General features: G+C 73.9%; 26 protein-coding genes and 1 pseudogene. 16 read left to right on the top strand and 11 right to left on the bottom strand.

Going from position 1 to position 26,686, the window contains the following annotated elements:
* Positions 1-135: 135 nt before the first annotated feature.
* Entirely contained in the window at positions 136-573 is a 438-nt protein-coding gene (locus tag ACZ407_RS23865) for a nuclear transport factor 2 family protein (protein ID WP_468131416.1), read from the bottom strand.
* Positions 574-789: 216 nt separating this feature from the next.
* Here ACZ407_RS23865 and ACZ407_RS23860 point away from each other — a divergent pair, with 216 nt between their 5' ends.
* Complete coding sequence (locus tag ACZ407_RS23860) at positions 790-1,659, top strand: chitosanase (protein ID WP_468131414.1); 870 nt, start codon at positions 790-792, stop codon at positions 1,657-1,659.
* Between the two features lie 96 nt (positions 1,660-1,755).
* Here the strand turns inward: ACZ407_RS23860 and ACZ407_RS23855 are convergent, their stop codons facing one another.
* Genes ACZ407_RS23855 through rpmG form a run of 3 tightly spaced genes read right to left on the bottom strand, consistent with a single transcriptional unit; the run spans position 1,756 to position 3,369 of the window.
* Positions 1,756-2,907 (bottom strand): CobW family GTP-binding protein, encoded by a 1,152-nt coding sequence (locus ACZ407_RS23855; protein ID WP_468131412.1) that lies wholly within the window; start codon positions 2,905-2,907, stop codon positions 1,756-1,758.
* Entirely contained in the window at positions 2,907-3,152 is a 246-nt protein-coding gene (locus ACZ407_RS23850) for a type B 50S ribosomal protein L31 (protein ID WP_468131410.1), read from the bottom strand. The genes ACZ407_RS23855 and ACZ407_RS23850 overlap by 1 nt, the downstream gene beginning before the upstream one ends.
* A gap of 52 nt (positions 3,153-3,204) precedes the next feature.
* On the bottom strand, positions 3,205-3,369 hold the full coding sequence (gene rpmG, locus ACZ407_RS23845; protein ID WP_123456582.1) for a 50S ribosomal protein L33: 165 nt from the start codon (positions 3,367-3,369) through the stop codon (positions 3,205-3,207).
* 67 nt (positions 3,370-3,436) lie between these two features.
* Here rpmG and rpmB point away from each other — a divergent pair, with 67 nt between their 5' ends.
* The 4 genes from rpmB to ACZ407_RS23825 all read left to right on the top strand — a co-directional run bounded on the left by rpmB (position 3,437) and on the right by ACZ407_RS23825 (position 6,816).
* Positions 3,437-3,673 (top strand): 50S ribosomal protein L28, encoded by a 237-nt coding sequence (rpmB, locus tag ACZ407_RS23840; protein WP_468131407.1) that lies wholly within the window; start codon positions 3,437-3,439, stop codon positions 3,671-3,673.
* Entirely contained in the window at positions 3,673-3,978 is a 306-nt protein-coding gene (rpsN, locus tag ACZ407_RS23835; RefSeq protein ID WP_468131405.1) for a 30S ribosomal protein S14, read from the top strand. The genes rpmB and rpsN overlap by 1 nt, the downstream gene beginning before the upstream one ends.
* Before the next feature lie 312 nt (positions 3,979-4,290).
* On the top strand, positions 4,291-5,502 hold the full coding sequence (locus tag ACZ407_RS23830; RefSeq protein WP_468131403.1) for a cytochrome P450 family protein: 1,212 nt from the start codon (positions 4,291-4,293) through the stop codon (positions 5,500-5,502).
* A 135-nt stretch (positions 5,503-5,637) separates the two neighbouring features.
* Positions 5,638-6,816, top strand: coding sequence for a serine hydrolase domain-containing protein (locus ACZ407_RS23825; RefSeq protein ID WP_468131401.1), 1,179 nt, complete (start codon positions 5,638-5,640; stop codon positions 6,814-6,816).
* 55 nt (positions 6,817-6,871) lie between these two features.
* On the opposite strand, the gene ACZ407_RS23820 is transcribed toward ACZ407_RS23825, so the two are convergent.
* Positions 6,872-7,708: a class II glutamine amidotransferase gene (locus ACZ407_RS23820; RefSeq protein WP_468131399.1), complete on the bottom strand. Its 837-nt coding sequence runs from the start codon at positions 7,706-7,708 to the stop codon at positions 6,872-6,874.
* A gap of 202 nt (positions 7,709-7,910) precedes the next feature.
* Here ACZ407_RS23820 and ACZ407_RS23815 point away from each other — a divergent pair, with 202 nt between their 5' ends.
* Positions 7,911-9,389: a glutamate-cysteine ligase family protein gene (locus tag ACZ407_RS23815; RefSeq protein WP_468131397.1), complete on the top strand. Its 1,479-nt coding sequence runs from the start codon at positions 7,911-7,913 to the stop codon at positions 9,387-9,389.
* A gap of 125 nt (positions 9,390-9,514) precedes the next feature.
* Here ACZ407_RS23815 and ACZ407_RS23810 read toward each other — a convergent pair whose 3' ends face one another.
* Together ACZ407_RS23810 and ACZ407_RS23805 are read right to left on the bottom strand one after the other, a co-directional pair.
* Complete coding sequence (locus ACZ407_RS23810) at positions 9,515-10,165, bottom strand: carbonic anhydrase (protein ID WP_468131395.1); 651 nt, start codon at positions 10,163-10,165, stop codon at positions 9,515-9,517.
* A gap of 155 nt (positions 10,166-10,320) precedes the next feature.
* On the bottom strand, positions 10,321-10,749 hold the full coding sequence (locus tag ACZ407_RS23805) for a MarR family winged helix-turn-helix transcriptional regulator (RefSeq protein WP_468131393.1): 429 nt from the start codon (positions 10,747-10,749) through the stop codon (positions 10,321-10,323).
* A gap of 134 nt (positions 10,750-10,883) precedes the next feature.
* Between ACZ407_RS23805 and ACZ407_RS23800 the strand changes: the two genes are divergently transcribed.
* From ACZ407_RS23800 to ACZ407_RS23790, 3 genes are all read left to right on the top strand, one after another.
* Complete coding sequence (locus tag ACZ407_RS23800; RefSeq protein WP_468131391.1) at positions 10,884-11,768, top strand: MBL fold metallo-hydrolase; 885 nt, start codon at positions 10,884-10,886, stop codon at positions 11,766-11,768.
* Between the two features lie 18 nt (positions 11,769-11,786).
* Positions 11,787-12,113, top strand: a complete 327-nt coding sequence (locus ACZ407_RS23795) for a hypothetical protein (RefSeq protein ID WP_468131389.1) — start codon at positions 11,787-11,789, stop codon at positions 12,111-12,113.
* Positions 12,114-12,367: 254 nt separating this feature from the next.
* Positions 12,368-12,832 carry a hypothetical protein gene (locus tag ACZ407_RS23790; RefSeq protein ID WP_468131387.1) on the top strand — a complete coding sequence of 155 codons (465 nt, stop codon included), beginning with the start codon at positions 12,368-12,370 and terminating at the stop codon, positions 12,830-12,832.
* Positions 12,833-13,034: 202 nt separating this feature from the next.
* Here ACZ407_RS23790 and ACZ407_RS23785 read toward each other — a convergent pair.
* The 4 genes and pseudogenes from ACZ407_RS23785 to ACZ407_RS23770 all read right to left on the bottom strand — a co-directional run bounded on the left by ACZ407_RS23785 (position 13,035) and on the right by ACZ407_RS23770 (position 15,547).
* Positions 13,035-14,124: pseudogene (locus tag ACZ407_RS23785) on the bottom strand (DNA polymerase III subunit beta family protein).
* A 46-nt stretch (positions 14,125-14,170) separates the two neighbouring features.
* On the bottom strand, positions 14,171-14,260 hold the full coding sequence (locus ACZ407_RS23780; protein WP_468131385.1) for a GNAT family N-acetyltransferase: 90 nt from the start codon (positions 14,258-14,260) through the stop codon (positions 14,171-14,173).
* A gap of 117 nt (positions 14,261-14,377) precedes the next feature.
* The gene (locus ACZ407_RS23775; RefSeq protein ID WP_468131463.1) at positions 14,378-14,791 is read right to left on the bottom strand and encodes a rodlin; all 414 of its coding nucleotides are present in this window, start codon (positions 14,789-14,791) and stop codon (positions 14,378-14,380) included.
* Between the two features lie 105 nt (positions 14,792-14,896).
* The gene (locus tag ACZ407_RS23770; protein ID WP_468131383.1) at positions 14,897-15,547 is read right to left on the bottom strand and encodes a hypothetical protein; all 651 of its coding nucleotides are present in this window, start codon (positions 15,545-15,547) and stop codon (positions 14,897-14,899) included.
* A gap of 39 nt (positions 15,548-15,586) precedes the next feature.
* On the opposite strand from ACZ407_RS23770, the gene ACZ407_RS23765 reads away from it, so the two are divergent.
* The 7 genes from ACZ407_RS23765 to asnB all read left to right on the top strand — a co-directional run bounded on the left by ACZ407_RS23765 (position 15,587) and on the right by asnB (position 26,682).
* Positions 15,587-16,648 (top strand): alpha/beta hydrolase, encoded by a 1,062-nt coding sequence (locus tag ACZ407_RS23765; RefSeq protein WP_468131381.1) that lies wholly within the window; start codon positions 15,587-15,589, stop codon positions 16,646-16,648.
* Between the two features lie 987 nt (positions 16,649-17,635).
* Entirely contained in the window at positions 17,636-19,123 is a 1,488-nt protein-coding gene (locus ACZ407_RS23760; protein WP_468131379.1) for a sugar transferase, read from the top strand.
* A gap of 73 nt (positions 19,124-19,196) precedes the next feature.
* A complete protein-coding gene (locus ACZ407_RS23755) occupies positions 19,197-20,513 on the top strand; it encodes a nucleotide sugar dehydrogenase (protein ID WP_468131377.1) in 1,317 nt (438 codons plus the stop codon).
* The gene (locus tag ACZ407_RS23750) at positions 20,503-21,801 is read left to right on the top strand and encodes a glycosyltransferase family 4 protein (protein WP_468131375.1); all 1,299 of its coding nucleotides are present in this window, start codon (positions 20,503-20,505) and stop codon (positions 21,799-21,801) included. The genes ACZ407_RS23755 and ACZ407_RS23750 overlap by 11 nt, the downstream gene beginning before the upstream one ends.
* Entirely contained in the window at positions 21,791-23,227 is a 1,437-nt protein-coding gene (locus ACZ407_RS23745) for a YveK family protein (protein ID WP_468131373.1), read from the top strand. Before ACZ407_RS23750 ends, ACZ407_RS23745 begins: the two co-directional genes overlap by 11 nt.
* Entirely contained in the window at positions 23,224-24,744 is a 1,521-nt protein-coding gene (locus ACZ407_RS23740; RefSeq protein ID WP_468131371.1) for a Wzz/FepE/Etk N-terminal domain-containing protein, read from the top strand. Before ACZ407_RS23745 ends, ACZ407_RS23740 begins: the two co-directional genes overlap by 4 nt.
* Positions 24,745-24,747: 3 nt before the next feature.
* Positions 24,748-26,682 carry an asparagine synthase (glutamine-hydrolyzing) gene (gene asnB, locus ACZ407_RS23735; RefSeq protein WP_468131369.1) on the top strand — a complete coding sequence of 645 codons (1,935 nt, stop codon included), beginning with the start codon at positions 24,748-24,750 and terminating at the stop codon, positions 26,680-26,682.
* Positions 26,683-26,686 lie beyond the last annotated feature (4 nt).

Raw genomic sequence — 26,686 nt, 5'->3', positions numbered from 1 at the left:
GGCCATGGACCCCGCGGATGATCCCCGCCTCTGCCTTTGGGCAGAGGCGCCCCGCCCGCCGGCGGCCCGCGCCCCCTGACGGCCCGGCAGGGCGCGTCCCGAGTCCCGTCCGCCCTCGGGCAGGGAGGCCGGGTGTCAGGCGTCCTGGCGGTCGCTGTCGGGGGTCGGGGGGATCAGGGCGGGTGAGAAGTAGTCGCGGAGGCGGGCGATGCGGTCTTCGCGGATGCGGAAGATCTGGACCAGGGAGACCACTTCGTCCTCGCCGTCCCTGTCGAAGACCGTGTCGATCTCGGCGATGAACACGTCGCGGTCGGCGGTGGTGTGGAGGACGTAGGAGGACTTCGCGAAGTCGGGGGCGGGGCCGTCCGTTCCCTGGCCTGCGTAGTAGGCCGCGAGGGCGGTGCGGATCTGCTCGCGGCCCACCAGCTTGCGGGGGAAGGCGGCGCCGGCGGGCATGAGGGGGGCTTCGAGGACGCCGTCCTCGGTGAAGGTCTCGGCGACGGCGTCGGCGTTCCGGGTCACGGCTCCGGCGTACACGTAGCTCTCGAAGATCTCTTTCGGGGTGCGGGGCACGGCGGCCTCCCTGCGTCGGACGGTCGGGGCCACATCATCACAGGCAGGCAGCCGGGAGGGCGGTTTCCGGGCACCGCGGACCGCGGAGCGCGGCTCGACTACCGCCTTCCGGAGGGGTGTACGGGACGCACCGGCACCTGATAGGAAAGTTTCCTAACAGGCTCCTGTCAGGTGCCTGCCACGTTCCGTCCCGAGCCACCCCCCTGGAGGTCCCACGTGCCCACGCGTCATCGGAACACCACCGCCCGGCGGACCAGGACCGCTCTGTACGCCCTGCTCGGCACCGCCGTGCTGGCCGTGCCCGTCGGCGCCCACGCGGCGGACGGAACCACGGCGCCCGCCGCTGCGGCCGTCTCGCCGGTCCGGGCGGCTGCGGCGACGGGTCTGGACGACCCGGCCAAGAAGGAGATAGCCATGCAGCTGGTCTCCAGCGCCGAGAACTCCTCGCTGGACTGGAAGGCCCAGTACAAGTACATCGAGGACATCGACGACGGCCGCGGCTACACGGCCGGGATCATCGGGTTCTGTTCCGGTACGGGCGACATGCTCGACCTGGTCGAGCTCTACACGGCGCGCAAGCCCGGCAACGTCCTCGCCAAGTACCTGCCGGCCCTGCGCCGGGTGGACGGTTCCGACTCGCACGCGGGCCTGGACCCCAACTTCACCCGGGACTGGAAGACCGCGGCCGCGGACCCGGTCTTCCGGCAGGCGCAGAACGACGAGCGGGACCGGGTGTACTTCAACCCCGCCGTCAAGCAGGGCAAGGCGGACGGCATCGGCACCCTCGGGCAGTTCATCTACTACGACGCCATCGTGATGCACGGCGACGGCACCGACCCGACGAGCTTCCGCAACATCCGCAAGAAGGCCCTGGCCAAGGCGAAGCCCCCGGCCCAGGGCGGCAGCGAGACCGCCTACCTGAACGCGTTCCTGGACGCCCGGGTCTGGGCCATGAAGCAGGAGGAGGCGCACAGCGACACCAGCCGGGTGGACACCGCCCAGCGGGTCTTCCTGCGGAAGGGCAACCTCGACCTGAACCCGCCGCTGGACTGGAAGGTCTACGGCGACTCGTACCACATCGGCTGACGGACCGTGAGACCCCCGGCTCCCGGCCGCCGGACGTGTCCGGCGGCCGGGAGCCTTCGGCTGCGGAGGCCGCGGGGGCTGCGGGGACCGCGTCGGTCATGCGGCGTCGAGTACGGCGTCGAAGACCGCCGGCAGCCGCTTCCAGCCCTCGCGCCCGGACCCGTACTCCTCGTCCGTCAGCAGGCAGGAGTCGAGGAGCCGCTCCAGCGCCTCCCGGTCGAGGCCGGGCGAGGTGAAGACGAGGTGCTGGCAGCAGTCACCGTGGTCCGGATGCCAGTCGAGCGCCGCCGCGGCCCGGCGTACGGGAGGCACCAGCTCCCAGGCCGCGTCCGGCAGCGAGGCGAGCCAGGGCCCGGCGCTCTCCACGCTCAGCGCCCCGCCGGCCGCGTCCCAGGCCAGCAGTGTGTCGGGGCGGTCGGCCAGCCAGAACCGGCCCCGGCTGCGGGCGGCGGCGCAGCACAGGTGCTCCAGCGCCTCGTAGAGCCGTTCGGGGTGGAACGGCCGCCGGCGCTTCCAGACGAGCGTGCCGACCCCGGCCTCCTCGGCTTCGTGGGGCAGGAGCGCGCAGGCCGGGTGCTGCGCGGCCGCGGCCGCCTCCACGTCGAAGCCCGCGAACGCGGCCCGGGCGAGCTCGGGGGACGCGGCGGGCACCCGGCGCGCGGTGGGGTGCAGTTGGGCGAGCAGGGCGTGGTCCTCGGCGTCGGCCGTTTCGCTGTCCACGACGGCCAGCACCGGCGCGTACTCCAGCTGGCGGGCCCAGGTGTCGCCGACGGTGCGCCGGTCGGTGGGCGCGGCCGCGAGCCCGGCCTCGGCCAGGTCGTCCCCGTTGGCGAGGCAGGGCAGGACGAGGGCCGGGTCCACGGCGGTGATCACGCCCGTCAGGGCCAGCCGGCTGCCGCCGTGCGCGGCGATGACCTCCGCCATGGCCTTCGGTTCAACCGAGTCCCACAGTTCGACCACGGCGAGCCGGGTCAGGCCGCCGTCCGCCAGCCGTGCGAGCTCCGGCACCAGGTCCTCGCGCAGGGCGCAGCAGGCGCAGTCGTCGATCAGGGGCGCCTCCCCCTGCGAGAGGGGGCCGGAGGCGTCGCGGACCAGCCGGAGCACGGTGCCGTCGCGGGCTCCGGCCAGGTCGTGGTGGAGGGCCACGCTGCCGGGGACCGCGCGGAGGAGGCGTTCGACCACCTCCGTGCGGGCCTCGGCGTGCAGCCCGGCGACGATCACGACGGGCAGCTGGGGCTCGTGGTGCATCAGCGGGTCCCGTAGCGGCGCTCGAAGCGTTCGACGCGGCCGGCGGTGTCCAGGACGCGGGCGGTCCCCGTGTAGAAGGGGTGGCTCGCGGCGGAGATCTCCACGTCGACCACCGGGTACGTGTTCCCGTCCGCCCAGTCGACGGTCTTGTCGCCGGTCATCGTGGAGCGGGTGAGGAAGGCGGTTCCGGAGGCGGAGTCGCGGAAGACGACGGGCCCGTAGGCGGGGTGGATTCCGGGCTTCACGGCAGGTCCTTTCGGAGGCGGGGCAGGGGTGTGCGGACGGCGTGTCCGCAGGTCAGCGCTCTTCGCGGAAGTCGACGTGGCGTCCGGCGACGGGGTCGTACTTGCGGAGCACCAGGCGGTCGGGGTCGTTGCGCCGGTTCTTGCGGGTGACGTAGGTGAACCCGGTTCCCGCCGTGGAGCGGAGCTTGATGACCGGGCGGATCTCGTTGCGTGCCATGCGGCTAGTATATGGCAATGGTTTTCATTTCCAACACCGAGATCCCTCGGGGAAGGCGGGAGCATCCATGCGAGCCCACTGCCAGCTGACGGGCGCCGTGCCCGGCTTCGGCAACCACGTCTCCCACTCGCACCGGCGCAGCCCGCGCCGCTTCGACCCGAACGTCCAGCGCAAGCGCTACTGGCTCGCCGGCGAGCGGCGGTACGTCCGCCTCACGCTGAGCGCCCGCGCGGTCAGGACGGTGGACTCGATCGGCATCGAGGCGGCCGTGGCCCGGATCCGCGCCCGGGGAGGAAAGGTCTGATGGCCAAGCGGAGCAAGATCGCGAAGAACGAGAAGCGGAAGGAGACCGTCGCCCGGTACGCGGCCCGGCGCGCCGAACTGAAGGACATCCTCCGCCGGCCTTCCTCCACCCCTGCCGAACGCGGGGCCGCCCTGGCAGAGCTGCGCCGCCAGCCCCGCGACGCGAGTGCCACGCGCGTCCGCAACCGGGACTCCGTGGACGGCCGCCCCCGCGGCCACCTGCGCCGCTTCGGCCTCTCCAGGGTCCGGACCCGGCAACAGGCCCACGCCGGATTCCTGCCCGGAGTGACCAAGTCCTCCTGGTAGGCGCACGGCCCCACCGTCGTCGCCGGACCGGCCGGAAACCCGTCCGGCCGGTCCGGCGAGGACGCCGCACGCTTTTCATGCCCCGTGCATGGCTCCGGCCCCGCTCCCCCGCCCGTGATCGGCGCGACTCCCCCGCATCCCCCGGGGCCCGGGCCGGGTCCGGCCGGGCACCAGCGACCGCCCCACCCCGGTGCCCGACGTCCTGCCCACCCCCGGCCGAGCTCGCCGGTGCTCCCGCCCCCACCGCACAACCTGCGGGTCCCGGCCGTACCGGCGGACGGGCCCGCACCCGTACGGCCTAGGGTGGCGATCATGGTTACTGCCTCTTCCGGGAGTCCGGCCGGCTCCGCCCTCCCCGCCCTGTCCGCGCTCCTCGCCGACCCCCACGAGGGCTACCGCCGTCTCCGGGAGGCCGGGCCGGTGCACCGGATCACCGGGCCGGACGGTCTGCCGGTGTGGGTGGTCACGCGCTACGCCGACGTGCGGCAGCTGCTGGCCGATCCACGGCTCTCGCTGGACAAGGCGCACGGGCTGCCGGGGAACTACCGCGGCTTCGCACTGCCGCCGGCCCTGGACGCCAACCTCCTCAACATGGACCCGCCGGACCACACCCGGATCCGGCGGCTGGTCGTCAAGGCCTTCACGGCCGGCCGGGTGGAGGCGATGCGGCCGGGGGTGCAGGCCCTCGCGGACCGGCTGCTCGACGAGGTGGCGGGGCGCGGGCGCGCCGACCTGATCGCCGATTACGCCGCGCCGCTGCCGATCACCGTGATCTGCGACCTGTTGGGAGTGCCGCAGGACTCGCGGCCGGACTTCCGGGCGTGGACCGATGCCCTGGTCGCGCCCGATCCGGCGGATCCGGGTGCGGCGAAGCAGGCCGTGGCCGCGATGCTCGCGTACTTCCCCCGGCTGATCGCCGACAAGCGCCGCGAGCCCGGCGAGGACCTGCTGACCGGGCTGGTCCACGTGCGGGACGGCGGGGACCGGCTGACCGAGGACGAGCTGACCTCGCTCGCCTTCCTCATCCTGTTCGCGGGCTACGAGAACACGGTGCAGCTGATCGGCACGGCGGTGCTGGCGCTGCTGGAGCACCCCGAGCAGCTGGCGGCCCTGCGTGCCGCGCCGGACCGGATCGAGGCGGCGGTGGAGGAGTTCGCCCGGTACGACGGGCCTGCGCTGCTGGCCATCCGCCGCTTCCCGGTCGAGGAGGTCGAGGTCGGCGGGGTGCGGATCCCGGCCGGGGAGACGGTGCTGCTGTCCCTGGCCTCGGCCAACCGCGACCCGGAGCGGTTCCCCGATCCGCACCGCTTCGACGTGGACCGGCGGGAGGGCGGCCACCTGGCCCTCGGCCACGGCATCCACTACTGCGTGGGCGCTCCGCTGGCGCGTCTGGAGACGCAGATCGCGGTGGGCACGCTGCTGCGCCGCTTCCCCGCCCTGGCCCTGGACGTGCCGCGGGAGGATCTCCGGTGGCGCCCCTCGATGCGGGCCCGCGGGCTGATCGCGCTGCCGGTGCGCTTCTGACGGGGAGGGGGATCCCGGGTGAGGCTTTCCCCACCCGGGAAGCGGAGGGTGGCAGGATCGTCCGGGCGCGGGCGGACGGACATGCTGAAGACGGCACATTCCACCGAATCCCCGATTCTCACCAGGAGTTGACCCGTGCGCGAGCAGGCACAGCAGACGTTGCACACGTCCCGGACCCGGCCGCGCCGGCGGCGCGCGGCCCTGTCGGCGGCGGCCGCGGCGGCCGTGGCCGTCCTGGCTGCGGGCGCGCTCGCGCCGCCCGCCGCGGCCGACGCCGCCCGGCCGGACCCCGTGCGGCAGGGGCTGGAGGCGCTGGTGCATGCCGATGGGCTGCCCGCCGCGCTGGCGAGCGTCAAGGACCGTACGGGCCGCAGCCGTTCGTACACCGCGGGGAGCGGGGACCTGGCCACCGGGGCGCCCGTGCCGCGGGACGGGCAGGTGCGGATCGGCAGCAACACGAAGACGTTCACCGCGGTGGTCGTGCTGCAACTGGTCGCCGAGGGCCGGATCGGGCTCGACGCGAAGGCCGAGAAGTACCTTCCCGGGCTGGTCCGCGGCAAGGGCATCGACGGCCGCCGGATCACCGTGCGCCAACTGCTCCAGCACACCGCCGGACTCCCCGACTACGAGGGGTTGCTCGACGAGGAGACCCTGCGGCGGCGGTACTTCGACCCGCACGAGCTGCTGGACCTCGCCTTCCGCCAGAAGGCCGCCTTCCCGCCGGGCACCTCGTGGGGCTACAGCAACACGAACTACGTGGTGGCCGGTCTGATCGTGCAGAAGGTCACCGGCCGGCCGCTGGCGGAGGAGATCCGGCGGCGCGTGATCGGGCCTGCCGGGCTGCGCCACACCTACTTCCCCGCCCCCGGCGACCGGGGGATCCGCGGACCGCACCCCAAGGGCTACCACCGGGCCTCGGCGGACGCGCCCTGGCGCGACTACACGGAGATCGACCCCTCGGCGGGCTGGGCGGCCGGCCAGATGATCTCCACGAACGGCGACCTGAACCGGTTCTTCACCGCGCTCCTGGCCGGCCGGCTCCTCCCGGCGGCCCAGCTCGCCCAGATGCGCACCACCGTCCCGATCGGGGACTCCGGCGCCGGGTACGGGCTCGGGCTGATCGCCCGGCCGCTGTCGTGCGGGGGCGTGTACTGGGGGCACGGCGGCGACATCACGGGGTACGAGACCCGGGGCGGGGTCACCGAAGACGGCCGGGCCGCCGCCCTCGCGGTGACGGCCGTACCGGCGCGCGGGGCGGTGACCCGCCGCCTCGAAAAGGTGGTGGACACGGCCCTGTGCCGGGCGGGCGGGTGACCGGCCCGGGTCAGACGGGCTCGGGTCAGACGGGCTCGGGCCGGAACGGCTCGGGTCAGACCGGCTCGGGCCAGAAGGGCAGGTAGTCCTCGTCACCCGAGGGGCAGACCGTGTAGCTGCTCTCCGGCAGTTCGTTCCAGACGCCCGGCAGGTCGCCCAGCGGCTCCGAGACGATCAGCCGGGTGGCGTCGGAGACCCCGCGCAGGAACGCCAGGTCCGGGTGCAGCTCGCGGACCTGCTCGGGGCGGCTGCTGTAGAAGAGCGAGCGGGACCGGCCCACGGTGGAGTAGCGGAAGGCCCAGAGCCCCTCGCCGTCGGACACGGCCACCGTCATCTGGAGCGGGTACTCCACCCCGTGCTCCTTCCCCAGCCGCTCCACGAAGCCCGCCATCCGGGCCACGGCCCCGGGCACGTCCTGGTCCAGGCCGAAGGTCACGGCGAGGTAGAACATCACCTCGGAGTCGGTCGAGCCCTCGATGGAGGCGAACAGCGCCGGGTCCACGGCCATGCACAGATCGCGCCGCAGCCGGTGGAAGTCGGTGATGGAGCCGTTGTGCATCCACAGCCAGCGCCCGTGCCGGAAGGGGTGGCAGTTGGTCTGCTGGACGGCCGTGCCCGTGGAGGCCCGTACGTGGGCGAAGAAGAGCGAGGAGCGGACGTGGGAGGCGATCTCCCGCAGGTTGCGGTTGTTCCACGCGGGCCCGATGTCGCGGACCACGGCAGGCTCCCCCAGCCCGTCCCGGCCGTACCAGCCCACGCCGAACCCGTCCCCGTTGGTGGTCTCCACGCCGAGCTTGGAGTGCCGGCTCTGGTCGATCAGCGAGTGGTCGGGCTTGTACAGGACGTCGTCCAGCAGGACGGGGGTCCCGGAGTAGGCGAGCCAGCGGCACATGGCACGTCCCCTTTCTCGCGCGCCGGGCGGCGCGCGGACCCGGCTCGTGCGCCCGGCCCGCGCGCCGGTGCGCACATCTTCCGAGCGTAATCCAGGAGCCCCCGCCCGCCGCGGGCGGCGCGGCCGGGGGCGTGCGACGCTGGAGGCAGGGAGTACGCCGTCGAGTGCCCGGAGCGCCGCCCCGGGGGACTCGGGAGGTCCGATGGGACGGGACGTCCCGGCGCTGGTGTTCACCCGTGAGGACCGGCGCCGCTACCGGAACAAGACGCAGGCGTGCCTCGACGCGCTCGCCCGGATGCTGCGCGAGTCCCGGTTCGATGCGGAACGGCCCCAGGTGGGTCTGGAGATCGAGCTGAACCTGGTCGACGACTCCGCCGAGCCGGCCATGTGCAACAGCGACGTACTCGCCGCCATCGCGGACCCGGCCTGGTCCACCGAGCTGGGCCGGTTCAACCTGGAGATCAACATCCCGCCGCGGCGGCTGACCGAGGGCGGCCCGGACGCCTGGGAGCGGGAGATCCGCGACGCGCTCAACCACGCCGAGCAGCAGGCCGCGGAGGTCGGCGCCCACCTGGTCATGATCGGGATCCTGCCGACGCTCCAGCAGAAGGACGTCGGGGAGCACGCGCTCTCGGAGAACCCGCGCTACCACCTCCTCAACGAGCAGGTGTTCGCCGCCCGCGGGGAGGACCTGCGGATCGCACTGGACGGGGTGGAGCGGCTGCGCGCGTACGCCGACACGATCACCCCGGAGGCGGCTTGCACCAGCACCCAGTTCCACCTCCAGGTGGCGCCCGAGGACTTCGCCGCGTACTGGAACGCGGCGCAGGCCATTGCGGGGGTGCAGGTGGCCCTGGCCGCGAACTCGCCGTTCCTGTTCGGCAAGGAGCTGTGGCGCGAGACCCGCATCCCGCTGTTCGAGCAGGCCACGGACACCCGGCCGGAGGAGATCAAGGTGCAGGGGGTGCGGCCGCGGGTCTGGTTCGGGGAGCGGTGGATCACGAGCGTGTTCGACCTCTTCGAGGAGAACCAGCGCTATTTCCCGGCCCTCCTGCCGCTCTGCGAGGACGAGGACCCGAACGAGACCCTCGAAGCCGGGGACGTGCCCGAGCTCGCCGAGCTGACCCTGCACAACGGGACCGTCTACCGGTGGAACCGCCCGGTGTACGCGGTGGCCCACGGCAAGCCGCACCTGCGGGTGGAGAACCGGGTCCTGCCGGCCGGTCCGACCGTGGCGGACGTCCTCGCCAACGGCGCGTTCTACTACGGACTGACCCGCGCGCTGGTCGAGGAGGAGCGGCCGGTGTGGTCCCGGATGTCCTTCTCCGCCGCGGAGGACAACCTGCACGCGGCCGCCCGGCACGGCATCGACGCCTCCCTGTACTGGCCGGGCATGGGCGAGGTCCCGGCCCCCGAGCTGGTCCTGCGCCGGCTGCTCCCGCTGGCGCACCGGGGGCTGGCGGCCGCGGGCATGGACGACGTGTGGCGCGAGCCCCTGCTCGGCGTGATCGAACAGCGCTGCGTCTCCGGGCGCAACGGCGCGACCTGGCAGTCGGAGATGTTCCACCACCTCGACGACACCCTGCACCGCCACCGGCACGAGTCGCTGCGCCGGATGACGGGCCAGTACATGGAGTTCATGCACATGAACGCGCCGGCCCACACCTGGCCGGTGGACTGACCGGCCCGGCCGGGGCGTTGACGCGCCGGCCGGGCGCAGCGGGCGTGACGGGCCGGCACCTGCCGGCCGGTGACGGACCCGCCCCCGGTGCCCGGGGCGGCCGGGGCACCGGGGGCGGTGGGGCGTCAGCCGCGCTGTCCGGCCACCGCGGCCGAGAGGTCGCGGCCCCAGGTGGTGACCAGGCGGGCGCTGCCGTCCGCGAGGCGGTAGGACAGGCCGACGACGGCGGTGCGGCCCGCGGCGACCTGGTCGGCCAGGACCCGGGAGCGGTCCATCAGCAGGTCGACGGTGTGCCGTATGTGCTCGTCGATGATGTCGTCGTTGGTCGTGAGACCGGCCGCCCGGGCGGCGAGGACGCTCGGGGTGACCCGCTCGATGACGTCGCGGACGTAGCCGCTCGCCTTCACGCCGTCGCCGAGCGCGGCCTGCGTGGCGGCGACCGCACCGCAGGAGTCGTGGCCGAGCACCACGACCAGGGGGGCGCCCAGGACGCTCACCCCGTACTCGATGCTGCCGAGCACCTCCGGGCCCGCCACGTGGCCGGCCGTGCGGACCACGAAGAGGTCTCCCAGCCCCTGGTCGAAGATGATCTCGGCGGCCAGCCGGGAGTCCGAGCAGCCGAACAGCACGGCGAAGGGCCGCTGCTCGGGGGCGGTCTCGGCGCGGCGCACGGCGTCCTGGTTGGGGTGCCGGGGCGAGCCGGCCACGAACCGCTCGTTTCCGGCCAGCAGGGTCTGGAGCGCCGCAGAGGGCGTGAGGGGGCTTCCGTCGCTCATGTGCGCAGACTACGTCGCCCGCGCGTACCGCGTACTCGCGGGTCGGTCGACGGTGCGGACCTGCCGCTTCCACCCCGGCCGGATGCGGAGGCCTCGACCGCCGTACGGGGGCGTGCGGGGCCGCGGCACGGCGCGGGCCCGAGGCCCGGGGCCGGTCACGGGCCGGTGATGGCCCGTTCCAGCAGGCCGTGGAGGACGGCCTGCTCCTCGGGGGCGAGCCCGGAGAGCGGGGAGTCCTCGTGCAGCAGGCCGAGCAGCCGCTCGCGCAGCGCGGCCCCCTCGCCGGTGAGCACGAGGTGCTTGGCGCGCCGGTCGGTGGGGTGCGGGTGGCGCTCGACGAGCCCCTGCTTCTCCAGCTTGTCCACGACGAAGGTGGTGTTCGAGGGCTCGCAGCTCATGCGCTCGGCGAGCTCCCGCATGGTCATCGGCCCGCTCATCTCGCGCAGCGCGGTCGCCTGGGCGGCCGTGAGCCCCAGGACGGCCGCGCGCTCGCGCACGTGCTCGGCGATCCGCTGGGCCAGTCCGTTCACCAGACCGCACAGCTGCCGCTCGGCGAGGGCCTGCGGTTCCGGGGACTTGGTCATGCCCTCACCCTAGCAACTCCGTCAAGCCAACATATTTACAGCTTGAATGATTCGAGCTTGATGCATATGGTGATCCACGCCGCCGCGGGACAGGCCGCGACAGCGATCTGACGACTCATCACCAGGGGTGTGGAATGGCCGGTTTGACGGTGGAACACGAGGCACGGCTGCGCCGGCCGGCAGGGATCCGCTCGATACAGCTGGGCGAGACCAAGGTGTCGTACGTACCGGACGGCGAGGTGCGGCTGCGGCCGCTGGACCTGCTCCCGGACACCACCGACGAGGTGTGGGCCGCGCACCCCGAGTACGTGGACCCCGACGGCCGCCTCGTGGGCAGTGTCGGCAGCCTGCTGGTCGAGCACGGCGGCCGGGCGCTGCTGATCGATGCCGGACTCGGCCCGCAGGCGTTCGAACTCCCGGACGGCCCGCTGGCCAGGGCCCGCGGGGGCGCCCTGCCGGAGAGCCTCGCCGCTCTGGGACGCAAGCCGGAGGACATCGAGGCGGTGGCCTTCACCCACCTCCACGCCGACCACCTCGGCTGGGCCTGCCACCCGGCCCCCGGCGGCGACCGGCCCCTGTTCACCCACGCGGCGTACCTGGTCTCCGGACCCGAGTGGGACACCCGCGAGGCGCTGGCCGCCCAGGGCATGGCCGAGCAGGTCGCCGCGCTCGCACCGCGCGTGCGCACGGTCGCGGACGGGGAGGAGGTGTTCCCGGGGGTGCACGTGCGCATCCACCCCGGCCACACCGCGGGGCACGCCGAGTACGTGATCACCGGCGGCGGGCGGCGCCTGATCGCCTTCGGAGACGCCCTGCACGCGCCGGTCCAGATCGACCACCCGGAATGGTCCTCGGGCTTCGACCACGACCGCGTCCTGACCGCCGGGCACCGCCGCCGCCTGGTCGCCGAGCTGGCCGAACCGGGCACGATCGGCTTCGGAGTGCACCTCGCGGACGTGGTGTTCGGGCAGGTCCGGGCGGAGGGGAACGGCCCGGCCTGGCAGCCGGTGGACGCCTGACCGCTCTACCCTCGGGTCGTGACGGAGAACGAGATCCAGCTCAAGGCCATCGCGGCGCTGACCGCCCTCCGATCCGGAGCCGAGCCCGCATTCGTCTCGGACCTGCTGGGAGAGGTGATCCCCGCACAGTTCGCCGTACCGGCCGACGCCAGTGCGGAGGAGGCGGGCCTCCAGGTCCTCCAGCAGGTCACGGCACCGCTCAGTGCGCTGGTCAACGGCTTCATCCTCGCCTTCCAGGCGGTGGCCGGCGCGCTGGACAGCGCCGAGGGCGGCGCCCCCGGCACCACCACCGAGCACATCCTGCAGGAGCTCGCGCTGACCCTCGCCCGCGAGGACACGGAGTAGGCGGGAGGACGACGGACCCGCCGGCCGCACGCGCGGCCGGCGGGTCCGCTTCCGCACGCCCGCTTCCGCGCCCGCCTCCCCTGGCCTGCCGCTGCAGGTGCCGGCCGCCCCGCGTCTGAAGGCCACGCGGCGGGCGGGTGAGGTTCAGGTTCCGATCATCCCGTGTTCTAATGACACGTGAAATATCACATGGCATAGGCCGACCGGGGAAGCCCGTTCGGCGCCATGACTCATATGACTCAGGAGACACTTCCATGAAGCGCATCGCCCTCCTCGCCGCCGGCGCCGCCGGCCTGAGCGTCTTAGCGATCACCCCCGCCGGCGCGGCCACCCCGGCCGCCGCACCGGCCGCCGCCCAGACCACCGTCACCTGCGGCCCCTCGGGCCTCCAGGCCGGCCTCTCCACGCGGGTCTGCGCCGAGGTGAACGGCAACTCGGTCGAGATCTACGGCAAGGTCTCCCTCGCGGGTCCGCCCTCCCCCGGCAGCCCGGCTCCCGAGCCGAAGCAGCTGCTCACGACGCTCACCTCCGAGGTCCTCGGCAGCGGCGTCGCCCCCCAGACGCAGAACAAGGCGGTCAACTTCATCGCCACCACCGTCGACGTGCACGGGCTCACGAGCACCGTGCCCTGCGGCGCGACCGTCCGCGGCACGTTCAGCGTGGCCTCGTTCCCCTGGACCCCCCGCCCGGTGAGCTACGAACTCACCATCCCCTGCTGACGCTCCCGCGACGGCACGCGCGACCGGACCCCGCCACCCCCGTGGGCCCAGCCGCGCAGCACGCATGACCGACGGCCCCTGTGCCGGCCGGTTACCACCGGCAGACGCAGGGGCCGTCCGGCCCCGCCACCGCACCGCAGGGGTGACGGGGCCGGCAGCTCCGGGAGCCGGTCCCGCAGGGCGCCCGGCTCCCGGTCTGCCGTCAGGCTTCCAGCCGGACCGGCATCAGCAGGGAGAAGGCCTCGTCCCCGTCCGGTCGGCGGACCGCCAGGGGCGCGGTCGGGGCCCCGGCCTCCAGGACCAGCCGCTCCCGGCCCCCGGCGGCGAGGGCCTGCAGCAGGAACTCCCGGTTGACGGCGATGCGGTCCGGGCCGGGCTCGGTGTCCGCGCAGACGCGCACGGTGCCGTCCCCCGCCAGCTCCAGCACCGTCAGATCGCAGCGCGCCGTCCTGTTCCCGCGGCTCGCCGATCCGCACCGGGCCGGTCTCGACGGCTTCCCGGAACGCTTGCACCTCCACCTCGGCGCGGCGGCCCTCCGGCACCCGGACGAGCCGGCCCCACTCCGGGAACCCGTGGCCGAGGCACCGCCCTCCGGCCTGGCGCTCCCCGGTCTCGACGCCCACCCGGTCCCCGTCCAGCACCACCTGCACGGTCCCTTCTCCCGCGAGCAGCGCCCGCATCGCATCCACCAGCGCGGACGGTACGACGGCCTGCGCGCGGCGGTCCGCCGGTCCGGCGCCGCACGCCACCCGCGCGACGGCCATGCGGTAGCGGTCGGTGGCGACCACCCTCAGCTGCTCCCCCTCGACGTCGAACAGGACGCCCCCGAGCATCGGCAGGTCGGGATCGGCGCCGGCGGCGAACCGGACCGCGTCCAGCGCGCTCCCCAGCTCGGCGCCGGACACGGAGAGTCGGACGGAAGGGGTCGCCTCGCGCAGCGAAGTCACGGCGTTCTCCTTGGTTTCGAGCAGTAGGCGGACTGCGGAGAACTCGCTGCGCGCCTCGGACAGCCCGCGTTCCAGGCGCCGCAGGTGCGCGTCGAGCAGCTTCGCCACCAGGCCGGTGTCGGCGCCGGACCATCCGGCCATGACCAGCCGGACGTCCGCCAGCGGCATGCCGGCCCGTCGCAGCCGGGCCAGCAGCCGCGACTCCTCCAGCTGCCGTTCCCCGTACCAGCGGTAGCCGCTCAGGGGATCCACCCGGTCGGGCACGAGCACCCCGGCCCCGTCGTAGAACCGCAGGGCGCTGACGCTCAGCCCGCTGTCCCGGGCCATCTCCCCGATACTGCGCATCTCGTTCTCCACACCCGCAACCCTGAGCCCTCCACCAGGTCGAGGGTCAAGCGGGGCCGGCGAGCGCTTCGGTCAGGGCGCGTCCGATGCCGCGGCCGCGGTACGGCTCGTCGACGCCGAGCTCGCAGAGGAACATCCCGGTGCCCTTGTCGGGGCGGCCCGGCTCCACTCGGTTCCGGCGGGGCGGGGGCCCGCGGGCCGCCCCGGGCGGGCAGGCGCCGCGGGGGCGCGGCTGCCCGCCGGGGCGGAGGGTTCAGCTGCCGGCGGAGAGGTTGCCCGAGAGCACCGGGATGTTGCTGAGGATGTGCGAGGCCGGCTCGTCCCCCTTGGCCTGGGTGGAGCTCTCGGTGCACTGCTGCGTCTGCGGCGCGGACAGCACCGGGATGTCCTGGACGCCGACGTTGGCGATGATGCCGAGGACGGACTGCACGTCGGCCTTCGCCGGCAGGCCCACGCAGAGCTTGTTGGCGGTGCCCTGGACCAGGGAGGCCTGGGGGCTCATCGCACCCTTGGTCTGCTGGTTGCCGTAGATCTGGGCCTCGCCGTTTCCGTTGACGGTGTTGATGCCGTTGTCGTTGCCGATGGCCATGGCCGGGGTGGCCAGGGCGGCGCCCGCGCCGAGGAGCGAAACGGCGACGACGACGGTCTGCGCAGCCTTCTTGAGCATCATGTTCCTGTTCGTGACGGGGACCCCCTGACCGGGGGCACACCGGTGCAACCGCTGAGCGGCCCCGAGGTTGCGCCGCACCACCTGCACGGGTGATCCGGGCTGCTAGCCCGCCGCCCCCTCCGTCTCCTCCGTCCCCACTGCGCCGTCGGGCCGGCGGGGCGGGAGGAAGTCCTTCCAGAACGGCACCGTGGCCTGCGCGTCCCACGGGTCGTCCCCCTCCGGGTCGACGAACTCGCGGACCACGTAGTCGGCCAGGTCCACGCCGTAGCAGATGATGTCGGTGCCCCAGAGCGACAGGACCGGGTGGCCCCAGGTGCCGCGTCCGGCGGGCAGGAAGCGGTGCGCGTACAGGGGGACGAGGGGCGGGGTGTGGGCGAGGATCCGCCGGGCCGCCTCCATCACGTCCTCGCCCTCGGCCGGCGCCGGCCCCAGCTGCCGGGGCCAGCAGCCGTCTTCGACATCGGCCAGCACGCCCTTCACCGGCAGGTCCAGCCGGCGGCGGAGGTCTTCCGGGTCGGCGTTGCGCCAGTCGGGCCACGGCTGTTCCCAGATCTGGCCCTCCTCATAGGGCGAGGACACCGGCAGCCCCGCCGCCAGGAAGGCCCGGTGCTCGTCGGAGAACTCGAACCCGAAGGCGGCCTCGATGCGGTCGAACTCCTCGTCGGTGAGCCCCGGAGCGATCTCGCAGCACCCAGCCTCCGCCAGCCGGCGGGCGGCCTCCGTGCCCAGTCCGGCACCCTTTTCACTGATCATCCTTTCACCGTACATGCGGTCGGGTGGTTGACTGTGCGCGTGCATGCCCATGGACCGGCCCTGCCGCCGGAGGACCGCCTGCTGCCCGCGGCCGCGTGCCCGCCGCCGTTCGACCCCGAACTCCGCCTGACGCTGGAGGCTTCGGGAGGTGGGGTGCAGGAGGCGCTCACGCCCGGGAACCTCGCGTCCGTGCAGCGGCTCGATGCCGGGGCCCGGCCCAGGCCGACGGCCGCCGCGCTGCAGGCGGACGGCCTGTTCGAGGTGGCGGAGCTGCGGGTGCCCGGGCCTGCGGGCGCGCCGGAGGTCATGCTCGTGAGCGCGCGGCCGGCGGGGGCCGCGGGGCCGCTGCCGTTGCTCTACTACATGCACGGCGGCGGAATGATCACGGGCAACGCGTGGTCCGTGCTGCCGCGCCTGCTGCGCACGTGGGCGCTGCCCCTCGGGCTGGCCGTCGTGTCGGTGGACTACCGGCTGGCCCCGCAGACGCGGTACCCGGGGGCGCTGGAGGACTGCCACGCCGGGCTGTCGTGGGTGGCGGACCGTGCGGCCGCGCTGGACATCGACCCGGACCGCATCCTCATCGGGGGCAAGAGCGCCGGCGGCGGACTCGCCGCGGCGCTGGCGCTGCTGCTGCGCGACCGGGGCGGGCCGCGGCCGGTGGGGCAGTTGCTGCTGTGCCCGATGCTCGACGACCGCAACGAGACGTTCTCCGCCCACCAGATGGAGGGCGTGGACCTCTGGGACCGCACCTCGAACGCCACCGCCTGGCAGGCCCTGCTCGGCGACCGGTACGGATCCGGCGAGGGCCTGCCGCCGTACGCCGCGCCCGCCCGCGCCACGGACCTGTCGGGGCTGCCCCCGGCCTACATCGACGTCGGCTCGGCCGAGACCTTCCGGGACGAGGGCGTGGCGTACGCGGACGCCATCTGGCGGGCCGGCGGGGAGGCCGAACTCCACGTGTGGCCAGGCGCGTTCCACGGCTTCGACACCGTCGCCCCGGCCGCGGCGCTCAGCCGGGACGCGGCCCGGGCCCGCACCGCGTGGCTGCGGCGCATCCTCGGCCGGACCGGACCGTCCGGCGGCGGACCCGTCCCGGGCTGAGCGACTCGGGCGCGCCCGCCCGGCCCGTCCCGGGTGCCGCACCGCGGTGGAAGAGATGCCGAAGGGGTGGGGAGCGAATACCGGAGGGGCGTTCTGCAATGGCTCCGCAAAGGCGCTCGCCGGGCGCTTCACATTGCTGGTGCACATCACGTGTTCGCCGTTTATCCGGTTCCGGATAGCAGTTCCGGCACCCGGCAAACCGGTCTCCGCCGCGCGGCGGCTGACTTCCCCGGCCGACGGGCCGGGCAGGGCGTCCCGGGCGGACGGGGGGAACGCGGAGGGATTTCCGAACACAAACCGAGGAATCACCGCCGTGCGCTCCGGGCGCCGCGGCCGGGTGCGCCCCCGTGCGCCGGGGCGTGCGCACGGCTCCGGCGCCTGTTCCCGATACCCCTCCTCCCCACCCGTCCGGACACCCACACCGCCCCCACGGTCCACGCCGGTGTCAGTAATTGTCAGTGGTTCCGAATGGGTCGCCCGAAGGGCCTCCAGTGGGCGGATCCGGAGGCCGGGAAAACGCTGGTCTCCGCAGGCCAGAGCCGTATGTCCAGCAGGAAGAGGAGTCATCCCCGGACACCCGTGGACGGGTCTTCCTTCTTGGCTTGGACGTATTTTGCGGAGATCCCCTCTCCGGATGGTCCGCCATGGTCTAGATTGACCCGTGCTTCGGATGGCCGGACGCGAGCCGACAAAAAACGATCTACGGGTTTGGCGCGAAGAACCGCCGACGGATGGTTTCGTCCTCGGTTCCGGACGTGTAAGTGATCGATTCCTGGAGCCTGGGGGGGCGCGGGAACATCCGAGTTTTTCGACCGGTATCCGCCGGCCTGGAATTCTGATAGAACATGCGAGTCCGCTTCCGCCTGACAGGGTGTTGAAGCGGCGCTGCAATAGCCGGTGTGCATTTTTTTTACGGGGGGCTCGTCCTCCCGGGGATAAACAGGGTGCGGCGAAATCGCCGGACCACTGGCGGCCTGGGGGGGTCCTGTGCAGCAGAAGGAATTGGCGAGCCCGTTACCGGCAGCGCGCGGGCGGTCGGCGAACGGGACGGTCGGCCGGCCCGCGCTCGACTGGGAGCAGCGGTACCGCCGGACCGTGATCACCAGTGACACCGTGGCCACCGCCCTCGTGGTGGGGGCCGTCGGCGAGTTCTTCGGCTCCCGGGACGCGGCCAATTGGCACGAGAAGTGGGGGATCCTCGCCTTCGGGACCGAGCTGCTGGTGCTGGGAGCGCTCGCAGCGGGCCGGGCCTGGGCCCCGGCCGTGCTCGGCCAGGGCGCCGAGGAGTTCCGCCGGCTCGGACGCTCCCTGTTCGCGACGGCCGCCCTGCTGGCCCTCGGCGGGATCGCGCTCACCTCGCGCAACATCAAACTCTGGATCTTCGTAGCGCTCCCCGCGGTCGCACTCGTCACGATGACCGCCCGCTACCTGCTCCGGCTCCGGCTGCACCGGCAGCGCAAGGAAGGCCGCTGCCTGCGGCCGGTGCTGGCGGCCGGGAGCCCGGCCACCGTGCTCGACCTGATCACCCGGGTCCGCAGGTTCCCGCACCTCGGCTGGCGGGTGGACGCGGTCTGCACGCCCGACGGGCTCGGGCTCGACGGCGACCGCACCGACCGGCTGGACGGAGTGCCGATCGTCGGCCGGCTGACGGACGTCGCGACCCACGTGCACCGCGACGGCTACCGGGTCGTCGCGGTCACCCCGGACCCGCACTGGTCGCCGAACCGGTTGCAGCGACTGGCCTGGAACCTCGAAGGCAGCGACGCCGACATGGTCGTGGCCCCCGTGCTGATGGAGGTGTCCGGCCCGCGGCTGCACGTGGACGCGGTGCTGGGGATCCCGCTGCTGCGGCTCAGCATGCCGATCTTCACCGGCGGCCGCCGGGTGGTCAAAGAGGTCGTCGACCGGCTGGGCGCTGCGGTGCTGCTCGTCCTGTTCTCGCCGCTGATGCTGCTCGTCGCCCTCCTCGTGCTGATCGACAGCCGGGGCGGGGTGTTCTACTGCCAGCGCCGGGTGGGCAAGGACGGCCGCGAGTTCACCATCGTCAAGTTCCGCACCATGGTGGCCGGGGCCCACCGGGCGCGTGCCGGGCTGGCCGACCGCAACGAGGGCGCCGGGCTGCTGTTCAAGCTCCGCCGGGATCCGCGGGTGACCCGGGTGGGAACCCTGCTGCGCCGGTACTCGATCGACGAACTCCCGCAGCTCTTCAACGTGCTGACCGGGTCGATGTCGCTCGTCGGTCCGCGGCCCCCGCTGCCGGAGGAGTCGGCCGCGTACGGCCCGGACATCCGGCGGCGGCTGCTGGTCAAGCCCGGGCTCACCGGCCTGTGGCAGGTCAGCGGCCGGAGCGACCTGCCGTGGGAGGAGGCGGTCCGGCTGGACCTCCGGTACGTGGAGGACTGGTCGCTCGCCCTCGACACGGTGATTTTGTGGAAGACGCTGCGCGCGGTGGTCCAGGGGCAGGGGGCGTACTGATGCGCGGCGGTTGCAGTCCGGTCAGCTCGCGGACGGCAGGCCAGGAGGGCCTGGCCGGGGGGAGGAACGGGTCATGAAGGTCAGCGTCTTAGGTCTCGGCTACGTGGGCTGCGTGTCGGCCGCGTGCCTGGCCAGTCTGGGCCACGAGGTCATCGGTGTGGACGTGAACCAGGTGAAGGTGGACCTGGTCAACGCCGGCCGGGCGCCGGTGGTCGAGGAACGGATCGGCGAGCTCACCGCCGAGGTCGTACGGTCCGGGGCCCTGCGGGCCACCGCGGACGTGCGCGAGGCGGTCGTCAACAGCGACGTGTCGCTCGTCTGCGTGGGCACGCCGTCGGAGCCCAACGGCAGCCTGTGCACCGCGTACCTGGAGCGGGTCACCGAGCAGATCGGCGCCGCGGTGTCCGAACGGGGCGGCCGGCACACCGTCGTGTTCCGCAGCACCATGCTGCCGGGCACCTGCCTGAACCTGCTGGTGCCGATCCTGGAGAAGCACACCGGCGGCACCGCCGGGGTGGACTTCGGTGTCGCGGTCAATCCGGAGTTCCTCCGGGAGGGCACCAGCGTGCGGGACTTCTTCGACCCGCCCAAGACCGTCATCGGCGAACTCGACCCGGCCGCCGGGGACATGGTGGCGGCGCTGTACGAAGGGCTGCCCGGCGAGGTGTTCCGGGTGCCCGTCCCGACCGCCGAGGCCATCAAGTACGCGGACAACGCGTTCCACGGGCTCAAGATCGGCTTCGCGAACGAGCTGGGCGCCGTGTGCCACGCCCTCGGGGTGGACTCGCACCAGGTGATGGACGTGTTCCTCGCCGACCGCAAGCTGAACATCAGCCCCGCCTACCTGCGCCCCGGGTTCGCCTTCGGCGGCTCCTGCCTCCCCAAGGACCTGCGCAGCCTGGTCCACGCGGCCCGGCAGGCCGACGTGGCGGTGCCGATCCTCGCGCACGTGCTGCCGTCCAACTCCGAACACCTCCAGCGCGCCGTGGAACTGGTCGAGCGCACCGGCAAGCGCCGGGTGGGCCTGTTCGGGCTGTCCTTCAAGCCCGGCACCGACGACCTCCGCGAGAGCCCGCTCGTCGAGCTGGCGGAGCGGCTCTTCGGCAAGGGGTACGACCTGCGGATCTACGACCCGAACGTGAACCTCTCCCGGCTGCTCGGCGCCAACCGCGAGTACGTCGAGACCAGGCTGCCGCACCTCGCGAAGCTGCTCTCGGACTCCGTGGCAGAGGTGCTGGCGCACGCCGAGGTGTGCCTCGTGGGCACCGGGGACCCGGACGTGCTGTCCGCGCTGCCGCACGGCGGCGGCCCCGTGATCGTCGACCTCATCCGCCTTCCCGACGCCGACGCGCGCCGGGCCGAACCGGGGTACGTGGGCCTTGCTTGGTGAACCTTCCGGCGGCGCCCGGCCGACCCGGCGCGCGCTGATCCTCGTGGAGAACCTGTCGGTGCCGTTCGACCGCCGGGTGTGGCAGGAGTGCACGACCCTGCGCGACGCGGGCTGGGAGGTCCACGTCATCTGCCCCCGGGGCGAGAAGCGGGACACCGAGCCGGAGGCCGTCGTGGACGGGGTGCGGATCCACCGCTACCCGCTGCGTGCGGCCACCGGCGGGCCCGCCGGCTTCGTGCAGGAGTACGGCACGGCGCTGTGGCACACGGTGCGGCTGGCCCGCAAGGTCGGCCCGGTGCACGTGGTCCACGCCTGCAACCCGCCTGACCTGCTGTTCCTGCCCGCGCTGTGGATGAAGCGGCGCGGCACCCGGTTCGTCTTCGACCAGCACGACCTGGTGCCCGAGCTGTACCTGTCCCGCTTCGGCCGCGGCAAGGACCTGCTCTACCGCGCGGTGTGCGCGCTGGAGCGGTGCACCTACCGGGCCGCGGACGTGGTGCTCGCCACGAACGAGAGCTACCGCGAGGTCGCGATCCGCCGCGGCCGCAGGCGCCCGGAAGACGTGTTCGTGGTGCGCAGCGCCCCCGACACCGCACGGTTCCAGCCGGTGCCCCCGGAGGAGGAGCTGAAGCGGGGCAAGCCCCATCTGCTGTGCTACCTCGGGGTGATGGGGCCGCAGGACGGGGTGGACTACGCCCTGCGCGCCCTCGCGAAACTGCGCGACGAGTACGGGCGTACCGACTGGCACGCGGTGTTCGTCGGCGGCGGGGACACCTTCGACGCGATGGTGGAGCTGGCCGGGCGGCTCGGGCTCTCCGGACAGGTGGAGTTCACGGGGCGGATCCCGGACGCCGACCTGGCGCGCTACCTGTCCACCGCGGACGTGTGCCTCTCCCCCGACCCGCGCAATCCGCTCAACGACGTGTCGACGATGAACAAGGTGCTGGAGTACATGGTGATGGGGCGGCCCATCGTCTCGTTCGACCTCCGGGAGGCGCGGGTCTCCGCCGGCGAGGCCGCCGTGTACGCCCCCGCCGACGACGAGTCCGCGTTCGCCGGGCTCATCGTGCAGCTGCTCGACGATCCGGAGCAGCGGGCCCGGATGGGCAAGATCGGGCAGGAGCGGATCGGCGGGCCGCTCTCCTGGCGGAACTCGCAGAAGGCGCTGCTCGCCGCCTACGCCGCCGCCTGCCGGGGCCATTCGGTGCCGGCGGCCGGCCGGGACGGGAACGGACGCGACGCGCACGGAGGACCCGGGCACGGAGGAGACCGCGTCCTTGAGCGATGACACGATACGGCTGGTCACGATCGGCCGGATTGCGCGTCGGCGCTGGCGGCTCCTCACCGTCCTCGCCGTGGTGGGCGCGCTCGTCGGCTGCGCCACCTCCCTGCTGCTGCCGCCGCGTTACACGACGACGGCGTCGGTCCTGCTGCCCGGAGCGTGGGAGGAGCGCGAGCTGCTGACCCAGGCGGAGATCGCGGCCAGTTCGGTGGTGGTGGACCGGGCGGCCGCCGCCCTGGGCCGGCCCGGGGTCGGCGGCGGCGAGCTGCGGGACCTGGTGACCGCCAAGGCCTCCGACGGGAACATCATCAAGATCTCCGGCACGGCGGACACCCCGGAGGGCGCTCAGCAGCTCGCCGACCAGGTGGCCCGGCAGTTCGTCGCGTTCGCCGCCCGGATCGCGGGCGACAACACCGACCCCGAGGCGGCGGCGGGGCCGGAGGCGCTGCGCAAGATGGTCGTGCAGACCAGCCGCCGCATCACCGACCTGGCCGACTCCGCCGACCCGGGGCGGACCGTGGAGAGCGTGCAGACCCGCACCGAGCTCGCGAAGCTGCGCACCGCCCTCCAGGAGGCCGTCAAGAAGCTGGACCAGGTCGACCCGGCCGCCGCCAAGGCCAACATGGTGGTCATGGGCCCGGCGGCCCGGCCGGCCGGCGAGGCCCCGCCCACGCGCGTCCAGCTCGTCGGGGCGGGGGCGGTGCTGTTCCTGCTGCTCGGGGTCGTCGGCCATCTCGCCTCGGCCCGGATGAGCCGCCGGCTGCGCACCGAGCCGGAGATCGCCGCCGCTCTGGGCGCGGCGCTGCTCGGTGCCGTGGCCGTACCGGACGAGCCGCCCGGGAGGCGGCCGGAGGACCGCGGGCCGCGGGCGCGGATCCGCCGGCTGCTGGGCCTCGACGTCCGGTGGGACGTACCGGCCCCGCAGGGTGCGGAGGACGAGGCCGGGCGGCGGATCCGCTACCGGCGGGTGTGCGCCCGCCTCGTGGACCGGCTGCCGGCCGCCCGGGAGGTGCTGGTGCTCGTCCCGGCCGGCGACGAGACCGCCCGGCGGGCCGCCGCGCAGCTCGTGGCCGAGGCGGAGAGCGGCCCTTCCGCAGGCGCTGCGGGGCGGCCCTGTCCCGCGCTGCGGCCGGTGGAGGTCCCGGTGGACCGGCCGCTGGTGCCGGAGCAAGGGGACGCGGCCGGTGCCCTGGTCGTGCTCAGCGCCGGCCTGTGGACCGCGGCGGAGCTCGGCGGCGTGGCGGAGGCGTGTGCGGACGCGGAGTACGAGGTGGTGGGCGCCGTCCTGGCCGGCACGGTCCGGGCCGCCCGTACGGCGCGGTCCGGCGGCCGGTCCGCGAAGGGGTCCGCGGGACGCCCGGCCGACCGGTCCCCGGAGGGCGCCGTGCCGGTGCTCGCGGGCGGCGACGATGCGAGGCGAGGTCAGGCGTGACGACGAGCAAGACGGCGGAGGCGGCGGCCGCCGCTCCGCTGGTGGACCTGCACGGACTGGTGGTCGCGGTGCGCAGGCGCCGCCGCCTCTGGTGCACCATGGCGCTGCTCGGGCTGCTGGCCGGGGCGGCCGCGGCCTTCCTCATGCCGCCGCCCCCGACCGCGGTGACCAAGGTGCTGGTCGCTCACCAGGCGGACCAGCCGAACGACCCCGGCACCCTGATCCGCACCGACGTCGCGCTGCTGCAGACCACGCGGATCGCCGGGGCGGCCCTGAAGTCCCTCCGGTCCTCAGAGGAACCGGAAGAGTTCATGAAGGAGTACGCGGGTGCGGGCCTGACCAACAACCTGCTGCAGATCACGGCCACGGGCGAGGACGACGCACAGGCGGTGTCCCGGGCCCGGGCGCTGGCCGGTGCCTTCGTCGCGGACCACGTCAAGCGGATCCGCGAGGCCGCGGACGCCGAGTCCCGGACCCTCCTCGCGCAGCGCGACCGCATGCGCGAGGAACTCGCGCGGGTGGACAAGGCGATCGGGGACGGGCCTGCGGCAAGCGGGCCGAAGGCCTCGGCGGCCGCGGAGTCGCTGTTCGCCCGCCGGGCCGAACTCACCTCGCGCATCGCGGAGTTCGACCGGCGCGCCGCCGAGGCGCGGGTGGGCACCCCGCAGCTGATCGCCGGTACGCAGATCGTGGACGCCCCGCGCGCCCTGCGGCACTCGCTGCCCCGGGCCGCGGCCACCAACGCCGCGATCGGGCTGGTGCTCGGGCTGGTCCTCGGGCTCGGGCTGGCCGCGGTCGGCACGGTGGTGGCGGACCGGCCGGTGCTGCGCCGGGACATCGCCGCGCACCTCGGGGCCTCGGTGATCGCGGAGCTGCCGCACCGGCCCGCCCTGCCGTGGCGGCGCCGCCGGGTCCGGGCCACCCGCGAACGGCTCACCACGACCCTGGCCCGCGCCGTGCGGGCCTCGGCCGAACCGGTGTCCCTGCTGGAGCTGGGCTGCGTGCGCGGTGCGGAGACGATCGCCCTGGACCTCGCCGGGGCGCTCGCGGCGGACGGGCCGGTGGCCGTGGTCGACGGACTGGCGGGCCTGCGGCTCGCCGGCCGGCGGCCCAAGCCGGGGGACCCGGAGGTGGTCTCCGGCGAGCGGGCCGCGGCCCTGCCGTCCGAGCAGCGCAGGTTCGGCGTGGGCTCGGTGGCGCCCGGCACCGCGTGGACCGACCTTCCGCACCTCGGCACCCGGACCCTGCTCGTCGTACGGGCCGGGCACGGCAGTGCGGCCTGGCTGCACACGGTGGCCCGGCAGCTGGCGGAGCAGCGCATCGCGGTGATCGGCGTGGTGCTGATCGACCCCGATCCGCTCGACCGCACCGACGGCACGCTGTGGGACGGGCCGGACGGCGTGCCGCGCGCCCGGAGCGAGCGGTGGGGCCGGCACCACGGGGCGGGGCGGGTGCGGATGGAGCGGATGCCGGTCCGGGCCGCCCGGATCCCGGACACAGACCAGGAGGCTCGGTAGCACATGTGTGGCATCGCAGGCACGTACCACTGGCCGGACGGGAAGGCCGTGACCGACCGGCTCACCGACACCCTGGCCCACCGCGGCCCCGACGGGGCCGGCCGGTACGGCCACGCCGCGGGTGACGGCGAGGTGCACCTCGGGCACCGCCGGCTGGCCATCGTGGACCTGACGGGGACCGGCGCCCAGCCGATGGCCGCGGACGGGCTGGTCCTGACGTACAACGGCGAGCTGTACAACGCGCCCGAGCTGCGGGCCGAACTGGCCGCCGCCGGGGTGCGCTTCCGCGGCACCTCCGACACCGAGGTGGTGCTGGAGGCCTGGCGGCGCTGGGGCACGGACTGCCTGCCCCGGCTGCGCGGCATGTTCGCGTTCGGGGTCTTCGACGAGCGCACCGGTGAGCTGGTGCTCGCCCGCGACCAGCTCGGCATCAAGCCGCTGTTCCTGCTGCGGCGCGGCGGGGGGCTGGTGTTCGCCTCCGAGCTGAAGGCGCTGGCCGCCGCCACCGGCGGATCGCTGGAGGTGGACCACGCGGCGCTGGTGGCCTCGCTGCTGTACTACTGGGTGCCGGACTCGCGCTGCGCGTACCGCGAGGCGGAGAAGCTGCCGCCGGGGAGCTGGCTGCGGTGCCGGCCCGACGGCCGGGTGGAGCGCGGCCGGTTCTGGAACCTCAAGGACGTGGCCGCCGAGGGGCGGGACCGGGCCCGGGCCGGCGAGCAGCCGGACCTCGCGGCGGTCGTCGAGGAGTCGACGCGGCGCCACCTGCTCGCCGACGTGCCCGTGGCCACCTTCCTGTCGGGCGGCCTGGACTCCAGCTACCTGACCGCGCTGGCGGCCCGCGAGCAGCCGGGGATCTCGGCCTACACGATCGGTTTCCGCGCCGAGGACGCGAAGTTCGAGGCGATGCCGGACGACCTGCTGTACGCGCGGCGGGTGGCCCGGCAGTTCGGGGTGGACCTGCACGAGATCGAGATCGCCCCGAACGTGCTCGACCTGCTGCCGCAGATGACGTACCACCTGGACGAGCCCATCGGCGACCCGGCCGCGATCAACACCTTCCTGATCTGCTCGGCCGCCCGGGAGGCCGGGGTGAAGGTGCTGCTTTCGGGGATGGGCGCCGACGAGCTGTTCGCCGGGTACCGCAAGCACCTGGCCAACCTGCTGGCGCTGCGCTACCAGCGGGTCCCGCGCCCCGTGCGGCGCGGGGTGTCCCGGGCGGTGGACCGGCTGCCGGTGGCCACCGCCCGCCGGGGGTACCGGTCGGTGCGGTTCGCGAAGCGGTTCCTGTCCTTCGCGGAGCTGCCGGAGGAGACCGCGTTCCGGCGCAGCTACACCATGTACGACCCGGAGGAGCTGCTCGGCCTGGTCGATCCGGACCTGGCGGGAGCGGTGGACGAGGTGCTGGCCGAGCACGCGGAGGTCTACGGGGACAACGACCTCGACGACTTCGTCAACCGCATGTGCCTGGGCGACGCCCGGATGTTCCTGCCGGGGCTGAACCTCGCGTACACGGACCGCTCCAGCATGGCGGCGTCCACCGAGGTGCGCGTCCCGTACGTGGACGTGGAGGTGGTCAAGGCGGCGTTCGCGGTGCCGGGCGACCGCAAGATCTCGGGGCGGCAGGGCAAGGCGGTCCTGAAGGAGGCCGCCTCCTCGGTCCTGCCCCGGGAGATCGTCTACCGGCCGAAGGGCCTGTTCAGCGCCCCGCTGCGGGCCTGGATGAGCCGGGACCTGGCGCCGCTGGTGCGCGAGGTGGTGAACGAGGGCGTGCTCGTGGAGTCCGGGCTCCTGCGCCGGGAGGCGCTGGCGCGCATGGTCGCCGAGGACGCCTCGGGGCAGCGGGACTTCTCCAAGCATCTGTGGCACGTGCTGACCCTCGAGTACTGGTACCGCGGCGCGGCCTCCGGGGCCGGCGAGAGCTCGCGGCTGACGGCGTAGGAAT

It is taken from the genome of Streptomyces sp. NPDC030809 (assembly GCF_055572195.1).
This window is presented reverse-complemented; position numbering and strand designations above follow the sequence as displayed.